This is a genomic window from Lachnospiraceae bacterium JLR.KK002, from assembly GCA_036941025.1.
In the GTDB taxonomy this organism is placed as follows: Bacteria; Bacillota; Clostridia; order Lachnospirales; family Lachnospiraceae; genus Petralouisia.
In genome coordinates this window covers 622,830-640,221 of record JAYMNP010000001.1, presented here as the reverse complement: position 1 = coordinate 640,221, position 17,392 = coordinate 622,830, and the positions used below count along the sequence as shown (strand labels likewise).

Sequence of the window (17,392 nt, the reverse complement as noted above, 5' to 3'; positions counted from 1 at the left end):
TCCTATAAGATAAAATAAAAACCCCCGCGGAACTCCGCGGGGATTCTGCTTTTCTGAGAATTATTGTTCCTCATTATCCAGAAATCGCATTCTGTGATCTTCAGCACCTTCCTGGAAAGCTGCAAATCCTGTTCTCTCCAGATTATTCAGTTCACGGTAACATTTCTGACAAAGGTGCCCGAACGTGATTGGCGTTCCGCAATGGGCGCAATGGAGGGAATCGAGCTTTTCTTCTTCTTCCTTATACTCAATCCTTCCTTCCGTAATCCACTTCTTAACCAGTCTCCGCGGAATATTAAAATATTCCGCCACCTGATATTCCGTTACATCCCCGGCACGGATATACTCCTTCACCTCAGAAAACAACTGATTCTCTTTACAGGCGGGACACAGTTCGTCTTCATAATCCAGTGGAAGGGCGCCACGGCATATTGAACAAAATTTTACATTTTCAAATAATAATGCTCGTTCCATAAAAACCACTTCCTTCACTTGTATTTTTGTAATTTTGGCCTGCCAGTCCGCCAGAGGCAGCCATATCTGTCCGATTATGCTGCAATAATTCCACAGCAGTATCCTCTTTTATTATATCATTTTCAATATCATTCTTCTACTGTTTTCTGATATTTTTCCGTATACTGTAACCAAAGGTTCCAAGCGCATGGTTCAGGTCAAAATACGTTCCATGAGAATATGCCACAGGTTCCGCCTGTTCCAGATGAAAAGCCCCTTTTTCATCTATATAAATTTCTGACACATGAACTGCCACAACTTCTGCCAGAAACATATGATGGGAACCAAGGGGCATACATTCTGTTATTCTGCACTCAATGTTCACCGGACTTTCCCCTATCAGAGGCGGGACAACTTCTGCCGCCTTCTGCCTTGTCAGACGCAGTTCCTGAAATTTGTCCACTTCCCTGCCGGATTTCACACCGCAGTAGTCTGCGGCAAATGCCAGTTCTCTGGTGGTCAGATTTATTACAAACTCGCCGGTTTCCTGCAGCATATGGTAGGAATACCGCTCCGGACGAACAGAAATATATGCAATAGGAGGATTGGTACATATCGTTCCTGTCCAGGCTACGGTAATAATGTTGTCCCTTCCCTGTCTGTCTGACACGGTCACCATTACCGCCGGAACCGGATAAATCATATTACCTGGCTTCCACTGCTGCTTTTTCTGAACAGTGTTATGTAATGCCGGGCTTCCGGCCTTTGGCTGATTTTTTGCCGCCCTTTTTCCCATGGTTTTCCGTTGTTTTTTCTTCACAGATTTCCCGCTGTTCATGATTTTATTTCTCCTGCAGAGTGAGCATAAGAGCCGGAATCAGCTGCTTCTTTCTGGACACCACGCCTTTCAGCCACAGGCTGTCTCCCCGGTCGGCTGCATGGCCATGGAAGGCTTTCCAGGCAGTTTCCTTTGCAGAATCACCTACAAAAATAAGTTCTGAACTTTCTTCCAGAATATTGGTAAGCATTACATAAATCATATCCAGTTTCCGCTCATGGCGTACCTGCTGAATATAAGGCAGCAGCTTTTTCTTCACTTCCTGCAGTTCTTCATCACTCATGGCGCTTAACTGACCCACGCCAAATTCCATTTCTTCAGTGGAAAAGGTTTTAAAATCCTGATTTAAAATCTCATCGGCTGTTTTCGCCTTAAAGTTGCTTCCCGCCTGGAACATACCTTTTGCATGTTCTTCAATTCCGATTCCCGCAATATCTGCCAGGGCTTCCGCAGCCATTCTGTCCATCTGCGTACAGGTGGGGGAACGGAACATCAGCGTATCGGAAATAATCGCGGAACATAAAAGCCCTGCAATCTGTTTCGGAATCACCACGCCATGCTCCTGATACATCTGGTAAATAATCGTGGAGGTACAGCCCAGCGGCTGATTACGGAAAAATACAGGGGAAATGGTTTCCAGGCTTCCCAGTCTGTGATGGTCGATGATTTCCAGTATTTCCGCCTCGTCTACCCCTTCTACCGCCTGGGTTTTCTCATTATGGTCCACCAGAATAATCTGCTTCCGCTTCATATTCAGCAAATTCCTGCGGGAAATCATCCCCATATATTTTCCTTCTTCATCCAGAACCGGAAAATCCCTGTGCCGCTCTCTGGACATGATTTCTCTTACATCATCCACATATTCTTCCATTTCAAAGGTTACCAGGTTCTCCCGGCGCATAAAATATTTCACCGGCATACTCTGGTTAATCAGTCTGGCCACCGTATAGGTGTCGTACGGCGTGGTAATAATCACACAGCCCCTGTCCTCTGCCAGCTTCTGTATGGTTTTGGACACTTTGGCATCGGAACAGACAATAAGACAGCTTGCATTCATTTCAATGGCGCAGAGCTGAACCTCATACCGGTTCCCCAGGATTACCATATCATCATCCTCGATATATTCTTCCATCAGCTCAGGACTTTCTGTGGCTGCCACTACTTTTCCCCTGATAAAATATCCATGGGCATTTCCCACAAACACTTCTCCTTCCAGGGTTTCCGCAATATTTTTATACTGAGTCCTGGCTTTGGCCAGTATCCGGTTATCATACACATCCATGTAGGATGTGGCAATATCTCCTGTGATAATCAGTCCTTCCAGCAGCCCGCTCTGACTTATAATGGGAAGCGTCACCACATTCTGGGCTTTCATGGTCTCCCAGGCCGTTTTCAGAGAAATGTGGCTGCTGATTCCTGACGCTTTGCGGATTTCAATATCTTTTACCTGGGCTCCCACATCCGACACATACTCCGGCACAGGGACCTGAAAGTAATCCAGCACATATTTGCTTTCTTCATTGATTCGTCCGGCACGTCTGGCCTCATATCTGGCATTTCCAATTTTATTTTTCAAATCCGCATAGGCAATGGCCGCGCAGACAGAATCGGTATCCGGGTTTTTATGCCCGATGACCCATATACTTTTTTCCTGTTCCATTCAGTTCCCTCACTGCTGTTTTCTAAAAAACTCCAAGCAAATGTGCCGCAATCCCGGCAACTCCTGCAAGATTTACTGCTGTCAGAACCAGTATTGCCTTAAAATATCCCTTTACAGCGTTCATGCTGCTCCGACCAAGCTCGACAGTCTCTGTTTTCTTCTCCAGTTCTTCAATCAATGTCTGAACATTACGGTAACATTTCACATTCTCGCTGTGAACCTTTTCACTGAGTTCAGCCTTCACATCATCCAGTTTATCCGCAACTCCGCTTTGCGTAAGCTCTGTGATTTTTGCAATCTCTCCGTTTACCTCTTCCAGCTTCGCAGAAAGTTCTTTCCGGGCAAATTCTGTCAGGCCGGAAAAATCTGCCTTCGTATCATCCAGCCTGCCTGTCAGGTCTGCTTTTGTTTCCTCCAGTCTGCCTGTGAACTCCGCCTTTGTTTCCTCCAGTCTGCCTGTCAGGTCTGCCATCAGTGTTTTCAGAGTTCCTGTCTGTTCATCAAACTTCCGTTCCACCTGATCTGGAATATGCTGCAGCCGCTTATCCACTGCCTCGGACATATTCCCCACTCTCAAATCCACCACCTGGGACATGTCATGCATTTTCTGTCCCACCAGTTCCGAAATGTTCTGCATTTTTTTGTCCACTGTACCGGACATATCCTGCATATTCTGTTTTACGGTTTCGGTAATCTCGCTCAGCCGACAGTCTGTGGTTTCGGATGCATTCTGCATATTTGTTCCCACCGCAGCGGTAATTTCCTCCAGTTTCCGGTCTACCGTTCCGGCAATTTCTTCCAGCTTCCGGTCTGCTGTCCCTGACAGGTTCTCCAGCTTCCGGTCTACTGTTCCGGTAACTTCTTCCAGCTTCCGGTCTACTGTTCCGGTAACTTCTTCCAGCCTCCGGTCTGCTGTCCTGGTGACTTCCTCCAGCTTCTGCTCCATATGCTCAGAATTCTGTCTCATGTTCTGTTCCATGGCTGCAATTCCCTGCCGGGAAGTATTATCCAGTTCTTCCATCTGACCGGAAATTTTTTCATCCAGTATATTAATCTCCGAATGGATGGTTTCATCCATTACTTTAATCTGTCTGTCAATTCTGGCAATCAGAGTGTCAATCTGCCTGTGCACTGCCTGCACCAGCAAATCTGCTTCCTGCTGCTGTTCCTCCAGTACCTGCTGAAGCTGCTTCGCCTGTTCTTCCCGTTCTTCCAGTACCCCCTGAAGTTCATCCACTTTATTCTCCTTGGTCACCAGAATGGTCTGGAGCTGTTTTGCTTTCTCCTTAAATTCATCAATCTGTTTTAATAAAAAATCATCCTGCTGCATTCTGCTCAGTATTTTCTCCCGTTCCGGATCCTGCTCTCTGATTTTTGTCTGCTTCTGTAACTTATCCATAATGTTTCCCATTCTTTCCTCCTGTACTAAGATTCCGTATGCCGAAAGGACTGCACCGACGGCTCAGGCGAAGAATCCTGTACCGCAGGATTCTTTTTTACATTGTAGCATTTCATATACTCTTTTGCAAGGAATTGATTTATACAGGTGTGTTTTGCAAACGACGAGGGCTGAACGGTTACCTTCCGTCCGCTACGGTATGTAATTCTGTATCTGGTCCTTATATTTGTCATACAGTCCCTGCAGTTCCTGCCTGTCTTCTTCACTTATCTGGCCTTCTGCCAGATTTCTGAGTCCCTCCGCATCTCCGCTGGCCGCCATATCCGCCGCCTGTCTGATATTTTCCGGAGAAATATACTTTTCTGCAATTTCCGTTACTTTTTGTATATCTTCCTCATCCATCTGTTCTTCTATCTGAGCGGCGATATCGGAAACATCTGCTTCCTGTCCGCCAATCTGAACCGTCTGCCCAATCTGCGCTTCCAGCATTTTTCTGCCGATTTCCACAGCAGCTTTCGTTTTTATGTTTTGTATAATAACGTGGCGGCCTGCAAACAATACTCCCGCAGTCACAACCAGGACTGTCGTGACTGCCAGCAATGTCATATGTTTTTTCCGCTTTTTCTGCTTTCCCATTCTAATACCTCCTGAAAGTCAAAAAACCCGCAGCAGTCTGGAGGACGTCAATCCTGACATACTTCAGGCTGCCGGGGTTTCCAGCATGTTCTGAATTTTATTTTGCTGCGCGATAGCCGGCAAACAAAGCACCTGCTGCTGCCAGAACCACCAAAATCAAAATGAAACCTTTTTTCTTTCGCATAAACAGCACCTCCTGAATTAATGTTAGAACAAATCTGTGCATGTTTATCATAACATAATTTCAGAAGGTGTGTTTTATAACTTTCTTAATATTTTATAAACTTTTACATTTCCTGTTTCTCAAAACAGTTCTTTCCGCATCCGCTGCACCCGCCGCAGCCTCCGCCGCATTTTCCCGCTTTTCTGTCTCTGTATATGCTGGCTGCCGCACCTGCGGCAATTATTAATACGATTCCACCGACAATAAATGTTCCCACTTTTTCTCCTCCTGTTCTTTCTGAGAATGGTTTTCATTCAGTAGTTAGTATATGCTAACTATCAGGAAATGTCAAGAGGAAATACTCGTATCTCAGGATAAACTTATAAACTGTTATGCACCGCAGCACCATTTCTGATGCTGCAAAAAATATAAAGAGATGATCTATTTCACGGGAGATTTCCCTTTTGACTCTAATGCCGCTCTAATGCTCTCCACATCCAGCATAGACAGCATCTTTTCTATCTCGTTTTCATAATCCAGGGACAGCTCATACCGGATCCGCTTCATGCTTAGCTTATAGCTTTCTTTTACCAGACCCAAAATCGCCAGCGCTATCTTTTTCATGATCTGCAGGTTCTTTGCGCTTGTCTTCCCCATGCTTGTATTCTTATCGTCCCCAAATGTAAAATCCAGGTGCCAGTGAAGCTTTGCCTCCACTCCCCAGTGCCCTCTTGCCGCCCGTTCAAATTCTTCTGCATCTTCCCCTATGCTGCATATATAATATCGATATTCTTCTTCCTTCGTTCCAGCTGCCTTTTCCACCCTCTTATGGACCATTCCGAAACTCTTGAGCTTTTTCCACTTTCCCAGTTCACTGTACCAGCCTGTATCCTCCGTGATATAGTATTCCCTGACCGCGGTTCCTCCATGTTCCGGCCCCACTGTCTTTTTATAACAGCCTTCTTTCCCTTTCAATTCTTCCAGTACGTCCTTCCCAAAATAATCCCTGACTTCTTCATAAAACAGCCCTTGGTTTCCCTTCAGCGCCAGCACATAGTCCCCTTTCCCTGACACGATCGCAGAAACGGTATCCTTCTGGCAGTTCATGGCATCTGCCGTTACGATCGTATCCCGCAGGTCCATCAGTCCCAGCAGCTCCTGCGCCGCCGGTATCTCATTTGTCTTTTCTTCTATAAATTTCTGTGACAGGCATATTCCACAGTCATTTGAATACACATTCAGAGTCTGCAATGCCTTTACTTCCCCCTGCACCCCGGACTTCCTTTTAGATCCCCTGCTTTCTTTTCCATCTACAGATACGATGGCTTTCTCATGGATACCGTCGTTTTTTCCAGACAGTAGCACAATCCCCTCTATTGTATGGAGCAACAGCTCTACCGCAGTCTGGTAAAAGTGTTCCGTATTAACATTTCCCATCACGATACGGTAAGTATCATCTGTTGGAATACCAAATGGAAGTTCCAGATATTTACGCAGCCATTTCTCTTTCCTTTTTGCGAAGCTTTCTATCTCTCCCCATTCATCCGCATTTCCAAGGACTGCAAAAAAGACGATCATGATAATGTCGCCCAGAAGATGTCTGGTATAGGAAGGATGCCTGTAATCCGGCACAGCATCCGCACATTTTTTGATATTCTGTATTAGGGAATCATTCAACTGTATTGTATCAGGTGAAACTCCGTTTTCTTCAAAAGTACTGTGTAGCGCCTCCAGACGGGTTGATTTCTTAGCCATACCTGTTTTGTTCCTTTCTGATATAAGCATTCTAAAATAAATATAGCAGACAAACCATCAAAAAAGAATAGGCTTCCCTATTCTTTTTTGATGGTTTGTAATACTTTTGTAATTTTAAAAGTTTATCCTGCTCGTATCTGTTCGGAATAAGTAACAGTTTTTAAATTATCATTCCGGCTATATTCCTAACCAAACAGCGTCATCTGTGTAATATCTGTGACAATAAATTTTTGCCTGAGAACAACATGGCAACCGTATACATAGTTACACCCGATAAGCTGTCTCCAGCGCAATTTCAATCATTTTTCCAAATCCTGTCTGCCTCTGTTCAGCAGTAAGCTGCTCCGGCCTGTAAATATGGTCGGAAATAGTCAGAATACACAGCGCGCGTTTACCTGCTCTGGCCGCGTTCAGATAAAGGGCTCCGCTCTCCATCTCCACAGCAAGCACACCCATTTTCCGGAAACAGTCTTTGCTGTTCGGACGGTCCGTATAAAATGCGTCCTCCGACAGAATATTTCCTACCCTTACCGGAGTTCCCAGATCCTTCGCGCTCTCCACTGCTGTACTCAGCAGAGTATAGTCTGCCAGAGGGGCCAGATGACCGGGGCAGTCAAACTGATCCGGATAATCTGATACAATGGAAGCGCCCATTCCGATTACCACATCCAGCACATTCACATCATCCAGAATAGCACCTGCAGAGCCCACCCGGATGATATTATCCACATCATAAAAATGGTACAGTTCATAGGAATAAATTCCTATGGAAGGCATTCCCATGCCGGAGCCCATCACAGACAGCTCTTTCCCTTTATAAAGTCCGGTATATCCCAGCATTCCCCGTACCTGATTCACACATCTTACCTGTTCCAGATACGTCTCGGCAATATACCTGGCACGCAGGGGATCCCCCGGCATTAACACAGTTTTTGCAAAATCTCCGGCTTTTGCCTCAATATGAGGTGTTGGTATGTTTGACATGATTTTTCCTCCCTTCCCTGTAAATCACAGTTCCATTGTAACACGGTTTCCTGCCACTGTCACTTCCTTATTTACAGGCCCGGTATCAGGCTCACAGCAAAGGCTGTTATGCTGGCACAGACCGCCACGGCAAACAGCCCCTTTCCCCGCCAGGCTGCCGCAAAAGCCGCCGCTACCCCGGCTATGGCTGTCACCGGAGAGCCGGTGGCATAGAGCACAGCCGGAAAAGTCATTGCACCCAGCACCGTATAAGGGATATATGCCAGAAAAGAACGCACATACCGGTTTTCAATCTTTTTATGAAATGCCACAAAGGGAAGTACCCGGATGAGATAAGTCACCCCAAACATCACCAGCAGATATATCCGGAAATTTCCTGATTCCATTATGTGTCCTCCTGTCCGTCCTTTTCTTTTTCTTCTTCCATGGGAAAACACAGGGCTCCAACTGCCGAAGCGGCCACTGCGCAGATAATAATGGCAAAGCCCTGGGAAATTCCCTGGAACAGGGGAATATAGTAAATGCAGCAGCTCAAAACTACTGCCAGTATCACCATTTTCAGAATTTTAGCTTCTTTTTTCATGGCAGGCACGATAATGGCAATAAACATCCCGTATATGGCCAGGCCAAGAGCGTCGCTGATCTGTTTTGGAAGAATGTTCCCGCAGACTGCCCCGGCCAGTGTCCCGGACGTCCAGCCCAGATAAGGCAGTACCGCAAGACCGGCAAAATAGCGGCTGTTTACCTCCCCTTCCCGGCTCATGGCCACTGCAAAAATCTCGTCCGTATTCGCAAAACCCAGAACCAGTTTTTTAGCGGCGCCGAACCGGCTGTCCACTTTCTGAGACAGAGAAATACTCATCAGCGCATACCTGAGATTAATGACAAACTGAGACACAGCCATTTCCAGATAAGAGCCTGCGGCAGCCATCACCGTAATGCCCGCAAACTGCCCGGCAGAAGTCATATTCATCATGGAAACCAGCAAAGCCTCCCACCATCCAAGACCGGAGGCAACTGCTGCCAGCCCAAAGGTAAAGGAAACGGAAAAATACCCGATTCCAATAGGACTTCCATCTTTTATTCCCTGTAAAAACTGTTTCATTTTCTCATCCTCTTATCTGTTATTCCGAACAGTTCCCATCATGGAAATCAACAGAGCTTTCCAAATTAACCCTTGCCAAACCGGTATGTTCAGGCTATGATAAGAACGGAACATAAACCATATGTACGGTTCATTTGCGCCGGCAGGCGCAGGAATGGAGGAAATCATGAAAAAAGTACAGCGTATCCTGGCAGTTCTCGGCGTTATCCTGCTCCTGGGCCTTTACCTTGCCACCCTGATTTTCGCCCTGCTGGGAAAAAATTTCTTCCCCATGTTCATGGCGGCTCTCTTTTCCAGCTTTGTGCTTCCGGTACTTCTCTGGGTCTATGGATTTGTCTACCGTCTGATTAAGAAAAATACTTCCGAAGATACCGTAACCCATGAGGCTCAGTCTTCCGAAAACAACGGAGACACCCCTTCCCTGTAGACAATATGCAGCTCATGGAGCGTCCCTGCCATGGCGGATAACCGGCTGTATCTGGTATGCCTGACCGGATAAACATAATATATGCAGACGCGGACAGATGCAAAGGGTTACGCTTCCACTCCCAGGCTGCGCAGTTCTTCTTCCGCCTGAGACTTTGTATGAAAGTGGATGGTTGCCATGCCGAGCTGATTTGCGGCAATGATATTGCCCCTGTTATCATCCAGAAATACACATTCCGTCGCATCCAGATGATATTTTCTCAGCAGCGCCTCATAAATCTCCGGCTCCGGCTTGGTGGCCTGCACTTCATAGGAGAAAATGGCTCCGTCCACCTCCTCCACAAAGGAAAGTTCTTCTATACTCTGAGAATAGAGCCTTCTGGGATAATTGGAAAGAAGATATACCTTATATCCCTGAGCCTGCAGACTCCGAATCCAGTCATGAGCATAATCATACCGTCTGATACAGTTGCCAAGATTGTCCCAGAACCGCATAATTTCCGCTTCACAGTCCGGCGCTTTCTCCAGAAATCCCTGAAGAATTTCTTCATCTGACATTCTGCTCCGGTCAAATTCATTCCACAGCTCCGACAAAACGGTGGCACTGGCCACTTTCTCATAAACTTCCGGCGGAAAATCCAGGGTATCCATAAATCCCTGCCAGTCAAAATCCACCAGTACCTTTCCCACATCAAACACAATATTTTTTATCATACTTTTTCCCTTATTTTCCATTTCGGTAAATAATATCCTCCCTGCCCGGTCCATTGGAAATCATGGTTATGGGGAAACCGATTTTTTCCTCCACAAATTCAATATACTTCCGGCAGTTTTCCGGCAGTTCCTCATATCTGCGGATACCGCGGATATCGCATTTCCATCCCGGAAGGGTTTCCAGCACCGGTTTCGCTTTCTCCAGTTTCACGGTAGCCGGAAACTCCGTGGTAATTTCCCCGTCTATATCATATGCGGTACACACCGGAATTTCATCCAGATATCCCAGTACGTCCAGCACTGTAAAAGCCACATCGGTAGTGCCCTGAATACGACAGCCGTATTTGCTGGCCACCACATCGAACCATCCCATACGTCTGGGCCTTCCTGTGGTTGCTCCGTACTCTCCCCCGTCGCCGCCCCGGCGGCGCAGTTCATCTGCTTCCTCGCCGAAAATTTCGCTGACAAAGGCTCCTGCCCCCACTGCGGAGGAATAGGCTTTGCATACGGTAATAATCTTTTTAATCTCATAGGGGGGAAGCCCGGCCCCGATAGCCCCGTAAGCCGCCAGTGTGGAAGATGAGGTAACCATAGGATAGATTCCGTGATCCGGGTCTTTTAACGAGCCCAGCTGGCCTTCCAGCAGAATATTTTTGCCGTTTTTTACCGCCTCCCACAGGTACGCGGAGGTATCGCACACATAAGGCTCCACCATAGTCCTGTATTCTTTCAGCTCTTTCAGCAAATCTTCCGGATTCAGCAGAGGCTTATGATACAGGTGTTCCAGCAGCACATTTTTCGTCTCGCAGATACGCTCTGCTTTTTCTTTCAATGCCTCTTCTTCAAACAGTTCACTGACCTGGAACCCGATTTTTGCATATTTATCAGAATAAAAGGGCGCAATTCCTGATTTGGTGGAACCGAAGGATTTTCCTCCCAGCCGTTCCTCCTCATACTGGTCAAACAGAATATGGTAGGACATTACCATCTGAGCCCGGTCGGACACCAGAATCTTCGGCCGGGGTACTCCTCTGTCCACAATGGAGCGGATTTCTTCAAAGAGTACCGGAATATTCAATGCCACTCCATTTCCGATAATACTTGTGGTGTGGCCATAAAATACGCCGCTTGGCAGGGTGTGCAGTGCAAATTTCCCATAATCATTGACAATGGTATGGCCTGCATTTGCCCCTCCCTGAAACCGCACAATAATGTCAGCTTCTTTTGCCAGCATATCGGTAATTTTTCCTTTTCCCTCGTCTCCCCAGTTTGCACCAACAATTGCATTTACCATGTAAAGTTCCTCCTTATTTCCCTTCTTCCAGAGGGAATCCTTTGCTTTCTGTTCGTTACTTCCTGGATTATGCCGGAAACATTTCCCGGACACCAGTTTAGTATACCCCAATTCTCTGTATAAGTAAAATCAATGTTTATTATATTTAACATAAATTCCTGTTATGACAGTCTTCTCATGACAGCCTTCTCACGACAGTTTTCTTTTGACAGTCTTCTCATAACAGTTTTCTCATAACAGTTTTCTTTTGACGGTCTTTCCGGAAAGGAATCGCTTTTCTTCTACCGTTTTTTCTTTTCTCCATGCCTTTCGTCTATCATTTCCAGCAGTTTTCCGGCGGCAGCCGGCACCGGTATCCGCTCGTCCGTCACCACACAGAATTCCCGGAAAGGAATCTTTTCTTCAAATTCAAGCAGAAACAGTTCCCCTGTGCGCAGAAATTCTTCTGCAAAATCTTTCATCACACTGGCAATTCCCATCCCTTTTCTGGCAAACTGGATGAGCATATTGCTGGTGGCCAGTTCAAATTCCGGAGAAAGCACCACACCGTTTTTTTCCAGAAATCCATCCACATAATTCCGTGTGGAGGTATTTTTTTCCAGGCAGAGCACCGGCAGGCGTCCCAGCTCCTGATAAGAGAGCACCTGATTTTGCAGGAAACTGAATTTTTTTCCGGCTACAAACACGTCTTCAATCTGACGCACCTTTTTCACATTCCAGTCCCTGCGGTTGTTCAGGGGCGTACTCACCACGCCGAAATCAATTTTCCCGTCCTGGAGATGTTTCAGAGTCTCCGGCGTAGGCGCATTGGTTACCGCCACCTTAATACCGGGGAACTGTTCGTGAAACTGTTCCAGCACTTCCAGCAGATAAAACTGCAATGTCATATCGCTGGCTCCGATTCGGATTTCCCCTGTTTCCAGATTCAGCATTTCCCGAAACTTCCGCTCTCCCTGCCGGATGTACTCGTATCCCCGCTGCACAAAGGAATAGAGCATTTCTCCTTCCGGTGTGAATCGGACGCCTCTGGGATTTCGGACAAACAGCGGACTGCCCAGGGATTCCTCCAGATGCCGGACCGCCTGACTTACCGCAGGCTGGGAGACGGACAGTTCTTCCGCCGCCAGAGTAATGCTTCCGGCTCTGCCCACATAATAAAAAATTTTATAATACTCCAGATTGATATCTACCATACATGCCGCCCCTGTTCCTGCCTTCAGGTACTGAATATTCTCTACTGTTCCTGTTACCATCATATTTTTTTATTATACAGCAGGCATGAGCAAAAATCGACACCTTTCTTTCGATTATTCTGTTATGGTATTTTTCTATTGTATTTTGCACCCGCATTCTGTATAATGATAGAATTCACTGAATCAAAGGAGTTTTTTATGTCTTACTCAGAACTTTTTATTTTTCTTCTGGAAATCATCGGCACCATTGCCTTTGCTTCCTCCGGCGCCATGCTGGGCATCCGGAAAAATATGGATATTTTCGGCATCAATGTGCTTGGAATCACCACGGCAGTGGGCGGAGGCTGTGTCCGTGATGTGCTTCTGGGCATTCATCCACCCAAAATGTTCCGGAATTTTGCCTATGTGGGAACCGCCATTCTGACTTCCTGCCTGTTGTTTCTTCTGTTCTATCTGAAAAAGGAACTGCTGGAAAGCACGTTTCTGGAGCGGTACGAACGCCTGATGAGCACGCTGGACGCTGTGGGACTTGGGATTTTCACAGTGATGGGTATCCGTACCGCCATGGAACTGGAAAGCAGCCACAGCCATAACCTGTTTCTTCTGGTTTTTGTGGGTGTGGCAACGGGTATCGGCGGCGGCATGATGCGGGATATTATGGCAGGCGATACGCCTTTTGTCTTTGTCAAACATGTATATGCCTGCGCTGCACTGGCCGGAGCCTTTCTGTATATTTTCCTGTACAGGCTGATTCCGGATATTGCCGCCATGCTCGTCAGTTCTGCCGCTGTGGTGGTGATTCGGCTGCTGGCAGCCCGTTACCGCTGGAACCTGCCCCGCATTCGATAAGGAGGAATCAATATGACAAAAGATATGACAACGGGAAATCCCTGGAAAATCATTATTTTCTTTTCCATCCCTGTGCTGCTGGGCAATTTATTCCAGCAGTTTTACAATATGGCAGACGCTGTGATTGTAGGCCAGTTTCTGGGAGAGGATGCTCTTGCGGCCGTTGGCTCCACCGGCTCCATTATGTTTCTGGTACTGGGCTTTGCCATGGGCATTGCGCAGGGGTTCGGCGTTCTGATTTCCCATGCTTTCGGCGCCAGAGACGAAAGCCGTCTGAAACATTACGTGGCTGTTTCTCTGATTCTTGGCCTGGCGGTATCTTTACTCATCACCGCCCTGACCATTACGGAATCCAGGAACCTGCTGCTGTTTATGAAAACACCGGAAAATATTCTGGATATGGCAAATGATTATATCACCATCATTTACGGCGGAATTGCCGCCACCATGGCATTTAATATTTCCGCTTCCATATTAAGAGGGGTAGGGGACAGCAAAACACCTCTGTATTTTCTGATTTTTGCTTCTTTTTTGAATATTCTTCTGGATTTATTTTATATTGTAGTGCTTCATTCCGGACCGGAAGGAGCTGCCTGGGCAACCATCATCGCACAGGGAATTTCTGCTCTGCTGTGCTTTTTCTATATGTTTGCCCGCATAGATTTGCTGAAACTGCAGCGAAAGGATTTTTATTTTGACTGGAAAAGCATCCGGGATCTGTTGTCCGTGGGCATTCCCATGTCCGTCAATTACTCGGTAACCGCAGTGGGCGTTATGATTCTGCAGGGCGCTGTAAATGTATTCGGCTCCAGTGTGGTGGCTTCCTATACAGCCGCTTCCAAAGTAGAAAATCTGGCTACCCAGACCATGCCTGCGCTGGGAACCACCATGGCCACCTATTGCGGACAGAATCTGGGCGCCAGAAAATACGAGCGTATTTTCGACGGAATGCGAAAAGGATTCCTGCTGGTACTGGTGATATCCCTGTTGGGTACTGTCATTACCGCAGGATTCGGAAAGTATATTGTATGTCTTTTCCTGAAAAATCCTTCTGATACGGTACTGGAATATGCTGTCGCTTACCTGAACACGGTGTCCTTCTTCTTCATACCGCTGGCCATGATTTTTCTGTACCGCAGTTCTTTGCAGGGACTGGACCAGACTTTTATTCCTGTAATGAGCGGCGTACTGGAGCTGGTATGCCGGGTATTTGTGATTGCGCTGTTTCTGGAGCCTTTCGGTTACCAGGCGGTATGCTATACCAATCCTGCTGCATGGGCCGCAACAGGTATACTTCTGCTGTTCACCTATCTGTTCTGGAAACAGAAAGCCCGCAGGCTGCTGTAAGTATTTCCTGTAAGATAAAAAAGAATGCGCTTGCGCATTCTTCGCGCGCGAGCAGATTGCGCAGCAATAGATTTTCTCTCCGCGAGCTGCGTATCTTAACAAAAAGCTGCTGTACCCATGGCGTTTTATCACCGGTACAGCAGCTTTGCATTTATTATCCGTATTTCGTTTCTACACTTTCTTAAACCGCTCTACCTCATCGCGCAGTTCTTCAGAAATTGTCTGATTGTTCTCTGCCTCCTGCTTGATATGTGCCATTGATTCCACCAGACTGCCGGCGCTTTCCGCCGCATTGGTAACGCCTCTGGCACTTTCATCTACAGTAACGGAAATATTATTGATTCCCGTATTAATCCGCTCCATAATCTCTTCCGTCTCTGCAGTTCTGTCTGCAAATTCTGTTACCAGATCATTCACGCTTTCCGCATCCTTCTGGTAATAGTTGGCAAGCTCTACAAATTTATCGTAATCCTTCAGTACGCTCTCATCAATAAATTTCAGCATACTCTCCGCATTTCCCGCCAGTTTTTCCACCGCACCGGTAACCATTCGGCTGATATCCTGAATATTATTGGCCGTATCTCTGCTGTTATCTGCAAGGACACGTATTTCGTCCGCCACAACTGCAAATCCCTTTCCCGCGTCTCCGGCGCGGGCTGCTTCTATGGAAGCATTTAATGCCAGCAGGTTCGTCTGGCTGGTAATATCCAGTATCTCTCCCGTCAGTTCGTTAATGCGCTCCACGCTGCGGCTCTCGGTAACTGCTTCTTCCAGCGTATTTCGGATATCCACCAGCATTTTATTGACAGCCATTTTATTTTCTACCGTACGTTTTCTCACATCCTGATCCCTGTTCTTAATCTGCTCCACCAGCTCAGAACCGTTTTCAGCCCCCTCGGCCATGGATTTTACTTTCGCATAAACTCCGCCGCTTCCTTCGGCAATCTGCTCCAGAGTGGCGGAAACTTCTTCCATGCTGGCTGCCAGTTCTTCCATGGAAGCCGATACATTCGTTACATCTTCATTGGAGGAGTACACCCGATTGTTGATATTATTAACCGAGTCAAACATCTGTTCCAAACGGTCTTTTAACTTCTACATAACCATCTGAAGCTGCTCTATAAAGCCATTAACTCCCTGAACAAGCTGTCCCACTTCGTCTTCCGTCTGGATATCAATACGCTCCGTCAAATCTCCTTCGTTCTTCTGAATCTTCTCCACAATCTGGCTCAGATGGCCGCTGGCATTCTTCGCCGGATTTGCCACGGTGCGTATTACAATCAGCATAGTGACAGCCGAAAACACCAGAAAAATCACAATGGCTATCACATCAAAGACAAACGTACCGGATATTTTTATATCTATTTTATCGGAAACATACTGGATTCTGTTCTCCAGATCTTCCGTATAGGCAATTTTGCTCTCTTCAAGGGACGCAATCAACTTTGCCCGCTCTTCCACCACAGGCGCCAGACTTTCCATATCACCCGCCAGTACCGCATTGGCAATCTGCATTCCCAGATTCAGAAATTCCTCCATCTGTTCCTGTATGGACTTCATTTTGTCTTCCAGAAACTCCGGACCTGCCGCCTGAATATCCTCCGGCTCCTTATACAGCCACAGTTCCTATACGCTTTTTCATGTGTTCCTCCTCCTTTGTAAAATCCGGCTGTCAGTCGGAAGAAAGTTTTCTGGCACATGCAAGCGCCAGAGCTCCCGGCCCAATATGACATGCCACGCTCAAAGACAGAGGGTCTGCCATCTGAATATCCCCGTCGGGAAATGCTTCCTGCACCTGAGCTTTAAATTCCAGAGCTGTCTCCCGGTCTTTGGTATAGGCAATAAAAAGATTCATGTTTTCTCCTGTTTCGTCTCCGAAACGTTTGACAAAATCATTTTTCACAGCTTCAATCATAATATTCTTTGCCTGCTTCAGAGTTCTGGCCCTGGCAAAGGCGTCCAGCTTTTCCCCCTGAATCTGGAGCACCGGCTTTAATTTCAGCAGTGTGCCCAGGGCTGCCGCTGCCGGCGTAATTCTTCCGCCCTTTTTCAGATAATACAGAGTGTCTACCATAATATAAATACTGGAATCGTATTTCGTCTTTTCCAGATAATTTTTGATTTCTTCTGCTTTTAATCCCCGCTTTACCAGTTCCGCCGCATCCAGTACAGACTGTTTCTGGGTAACGGAAATACGCTGATTATTTACCACCTGAACACGTCCGTCATAGTCCTGAGACAACATAATGGCTGTCTCACAGGAGCCACTCAGCCCGCTGGACATGGGAATATGAACGATTTCCTCATACTCTTTCAGCAAACTGTCCCACAAATCCGTCACAGAACCCACCGCCGGCATGGAAGTGGAAATTTCCGCATCGCTTTCCAGTTTTTCATAAAATTGTTCCTGGGTTAAATCAATATCTTCAAAATATGTCTCTCCATTGATAAAAAATGGCATGGGCAGCACATTTACTCCGTATTCTTTCGCCTGTTCCTGGGTAATTCCGCTGTTACTGTCTGTTACAACTGCAATTTTTCCCACCTGAGTTGTCCTCCTTTGATTTTTCTACCCA

Annotated in this window: 19 protein-coding genes; 3 read left to right on the top strand and 16 right to left on the bottom strand. The window is 46.7% G+C overall.

Annotated elements, in window-relative coordinates; all coding sequences use genetic code 11:
• Positions 1-60: 60 nt before the first annotated feature.
• The 10 genes from VSQ32_03100 to VSQ32_03055 form a co-directional block, all read right to left on the bottom strand.
• The gene (locus VSQ32_03100; GenBank protein MEH2941866.1) at positions 61-474 is read right to left on the bottom strand and encodes a hypothetical protein; all 414 of its coding nucleotides are present in this window, start codon (positions 472-474) and stop codon (positions 61-63) included.
• A 136-nt stretch (positions 475-610) separates the two neighbouring features.
• Positions 611-1,156 carry a flavin reductase family protein gene (locus VSQ32_03095; GenBank protein ID MEH2941865.1) on the bottom strand — a complete coding sequence of 182 codons (546 nt, stop codon included), beginning with the start codon at positions 1,154-1,156 and terminating at the stop codon, positions 611-613.
• A gap of 139 nt (positions 1,157-1,295) precedes the next feature.
• Complete coding sequence (locus VSQ32_03090; GenBank protein ID MEH2941864.1) at positions 1,296-2,951, bottom strand: putative manganese-dependent inorganic diphosphatase; 1,656 nt, start codon at positions 2,949-2,951, stop codon at positions 1,296-1,298.
• Positions 2,952-2,973: 22 nt separating this feature from the next.
• Positions 2,974-4,362 (bottom strand): hypothetical protein, encoded by a 1,389-nt coding sequence (locus VSQ32_03085; protein MEH2941863.1) that lies wholly within the window; start codon positions 4,360-4,362, stop codon positions 2,974-2,976.
• Between the two features lie 180 nt (positions 4,363-4,542).
• Positions 4,543-4,986 carry a hypothetical protein gene (locus VSQ32_03080; GenBank protein ID MEH2941862.1) on the bottom strand — a complete coding sequence of 148 codons (444 nt, stop codon included), beginning with the start codon at positions 4,984-4,986 and terminating at the stop codon, positions 4,543-4,545.
• A gap of 287 nt (positions 4,987-5,273) precedes the next feature.
• Positions 5,274-5,426: a FeoB-associated Cys-rich membrane protein gene (locus VSQ32_03075; GenBank protein ID MEH2941861.1), complete on the bottom strand. Its 153-nt coding sequence runs from the start codon at positions 5,424-5,426 to the stop codon at positions 5,274-5,276.
• Positions 5,427-5,590: 164 nt separating this feature from the next.
• Positions 5,591-6,904 carry an ISAs1 family transposase gene (locus VSQ32_03070; protein ID MEH2941860.1) on the bottom strand — a complete coding sequence of 438 codons (1,314 nt, stop codon included), beginning with the start codon at positions 6,902-6,904 and terminating at the stop codon, positions 5,591-5,593.
• Positions 6,905-7,168: 264 nt separating this feature from the next.
• Positions 7,169-7,888, bottom strand: coding sequence for a purine-nucleoside phosphorylase (gene deoD / locus VSQ32_03065; GenBank protein MEH2941859.1), 720 nt, complete (start codon positions 7,886-7,888; stop codon positions 7,169-7,171).
• 71 nt (positions 7,889-7,959) lie between these two features.
• Complete coding sequence (locus VSQ32_03060; protein MEH2941858.1) at positions 7,960-8,274, bottom strand: AzlD domain-containing protein; 315 nt, start codon at positions 8,272-8,274, stop codon at positions 7,960-7,962.
• Positions 8,274-8,993 carry an AzlC family ABC transporter permease gene (locus VSQ32_03055; GenBank protein MEH2941857.1) on the bottom strand — a complete coding sequence of 240 codons (720 nt, stop codon included), beginning with the start codon at positions 8,991-8,993 and terminating at the stop codon, positions 8,274-8,276. The genes VSQ32_03060 and VSQ32_03055 overlap by 1 nt, the downstream gene beginning before the upstream one ends.
• A gap of 166 nt (positions 8,994-9,159) precedes the next feature.
• On the opposite strand from VSQ32_03055, the gene VSQ32_03050 reads away from it, so the two are divergent.
• Positions 9,160-9,420: a hypothetical protein gene (locus tag VSQ32_03050; GenBank protein ID MEH2941856.1), complete on the top strand. Its 261-nt coding sequence runs from the start codon at positions 9,160-9,162 to the stop codon at positions 9,418-9,420.
• Positions 9,421-9,527: 107 nt separating this feature from the next.
• Here VSQ32_03050 and VSQ32_03045 read toward each other — a convergent pair whose 3' ends face one another.
• From VSQ32_03045 to VSQ32_03035, 3 genes are all read right to left on the bottom strand, one after another.
• Positions 9,528-10,133 (bottom strand): HAD family phosphatase, encoded by a 606-nt coding sequence (locus tag VSQ32_03045; GenBank protein MEH2941855.1) that lies wholly within the window; start codon positions 10,131-10,133, stop codon positions 9,528-9,530.
• A gap of 10 nt (positions 10,134-10,143) precedes the next feature.
• Positions 10,144-11,427: an adenylosuccinate synthase gene (locus VSQ32_03040; GenBank protein ID MEH2941854.1), complete on the bottom strand. Its 1,284-nt coding sequence runs from the start codon at positions 11,425-11,427 to the stop codon at positions 10,144-10,146.
• 281 nt (positions 11,428-11,708) lie between these two features.
• Positions 11,709-12,620 carry a LysR family transcriptional regulator gene (locus VSQ32_03035; protein ID MEH2941853.1) on the bottom strand — a complete coding sequence of 304 codons (912 nt, stop codon included), beginning with the start codon at positions 12,618-12,620 and terminating at the stop codon, positions 11,709-11,711.
• A 198-nt stretch (positions 12,621-12,818) separates the two neighbouring features.
• Between VSQ32_03035 and VSQ32_03030 the strand changes: the two genes are divergently transcribed.
• Positions 12,819-13,469 (top strand): trimeric intracellular cation channel family protein, encoded by a 651-nt coding sequence (locus VSQ32_03030; protein ID MEH2941852.1) that lies wholly within the window; start codon positions 12,819-12,821, stop codon positions 13,467-13,469.
• Between the two features lie 12 nt (positions 13,470-13,481).
• Positions 13,482-14,816, top strand: a complete 1,335-nt coding sequence (locus VSQ32_03025; protein ID MEH2941851.1) for an MATE family efflux transporter — start codon at positions 13,482-13,484, stop codon at positions 14,814-14,816.
• Between the two features lie 171 nt (positions 14,817-14,987).
• Here VSQ32_03025 and VSQ32_03020 read toward each other — a convergent pair whose 3' ends face one another.
• The 3 genes from VSQ32_03020 to VSQ32_03010 all read right to left on the bottom strand — a co-directional run bounded on the left by VSQ32_03020 (position 14,988) and on the right by VSQ32_03010 (position 17,361).
• On the bottom strand, positions 14,988-15,887 hold the full coding sequence (locus tag VSQ32_03020) for a methyl-accepting chemotaxis protein (GenBank protein ID MEH2941850.1): 900 nt from the start codon (positions 15,885-15,887) through the stop codon (positions 14,988-14,990).
• Positions 15,888-15,911: 24 nt separating this feature from the next.
• Positions 15,912-16,376, bottom strand: a complete 465-nt coding sequence (locus VSQ32_03015) for a HAMP domain-containing protein (protein MEH2941849.1) — start codon at positions 16,374-16,376, stop codon at positions 15,912-15,914.
• A 112-nt stretch (positions 16,377-16,488) separates the two neighbouring features.
• Positions 16,489-17,361: a DegV family protein gene (locus VSQ32_03010; GenBank protein MEH2941848.1), complete on the bottom strand. Its 873-nt coding sequence runs from the start codon at positions 17,359-17,361 to the stop codon at positions 16,489-16,491.
• Positions 17,362-17,392 lie beyond the last annotated feature (31 nt).

Excerpts from the sequence above, each read along its gene's own strand:
- VSQ32_03020 (MEH2941850.1), bottom strand. The coding sequence starts at position 15,887 with ATGTTTGACTCGGTTAATAATATCAACAATCGGGTGTACTCCTCCAAT.
- VSQ32_03025 (MEH2941851.1), top strand. The coding sequence starts at position 13,482 with ATGACAAAAGATATGACAACGGGAAATCCCTGGAAAATCATTATTTTC.
- VSQ32_03100 (MEH2941866.1), bottom strand. The coding sequence starts at position 474 with ATGGAACGAGCATTATTATTTGAAAATGTAAAATTTTGTTCAATATGC.
- VSQ32_03040 (MEH2941854.1), bottom strand. The coding sequence starts at position 11,427 with ATGGTAAATGCAATTGTTGGTGCAAACTGGGGAGACGAGGGAAAAGGA.
- VSQ32_03015 (MEH2941849.1), bottom strand. The coding sequence starts at position 16,376 with ATGAAGTCCATACAGGAACAGATGGAGGAATTTCTGAATCTGGGAATG.
- VSQ32_03035 (MEH2941853.1), bottom strand. The coding sequence starts at position 12,620 with ATGGTAGATATCAATCTGGAGTATTATAAAATTTTTTATTATGTGGGC.
- VSQ32_03080 (MEH2941862.1), bottom strand. The coding sequence starts at position 4,986 with ATGGGAAAGCAGAAAAAGCGGAAAAAACATATGACATTGCTGGCAGTC.
- VSQ32_03055 (MEH2941857.1), bottom strand. The coding sequence starts at position 8,993 with ATGAAACAGTTTTTACAGGGAATAAAAGATGGAAGTCCTATTGGAATC.
- VSQ32_03060 (MEH2941858.1), bottom strand. The coding sequence starts at position 8,274 with ATGGAATCAGGAAATTTCCGGATATATCTGCTGGTGATGTTTGGGGTG.
- VSQ32_03095 (MEH2941865.1), bottom strand. The coding sequence starts at position 1,156 with ATGATTTATCCGGTTCCGGCGGTAATGGTGACCGTGTCAGACAGACAG.
- VSQ32_03085 (MEH2941863.1), bottom strand. The coding sequence starts at position 4,362 with ATGGGAAACATTATGGATAAGTTACAGAAGCAGACAAAAATCAGAGAG.
- VSQ32_03045 (MEH2941855.1), bottom strand. The coding sequence starts at position 10,133 with ATGATAAAAAATATTGTGTTTGATGTGGGAAAGGTACTGGTGGATTTT.
- VSQ32_03030 (MEH2941852.1), top strand. The coding sequence starts at position 12,819 with ATGTCTTACTCAGAACTTTTTATTTTTCTTCTGGAAATCATCGGCACC.
- VSQ32_03050 (MEH2941856.1), top strand. The coding sequence starts at position 9,160 with ATGAAAAAAGTACAGCGTATCCTGGCAGTTCTCGGCGTTATCCTGCTC.
- deoD (MEH2941859.1), bottom strand. The coding sequence starts at position 7,888 with ATGTCAAACATACCAACACCTCATATTGAGGCAAAAGCCGGAGATTTT.
- VSQ32_03090 (MEH2941864.1), bottom strand. The coding sequence starts at position 2,951 with ATGGAACAGGAAAAAAGTATATGGGTCATCGGGCATAAAAACCCGGAT.
- VSQ32_03070 (MEH2941860.1), bottom strand. The coding sequence starts at position 6,904 with ATGGCTAAGAAATCAACCCGTCTGGAGGCGCTACACAGTACTTTTGAA.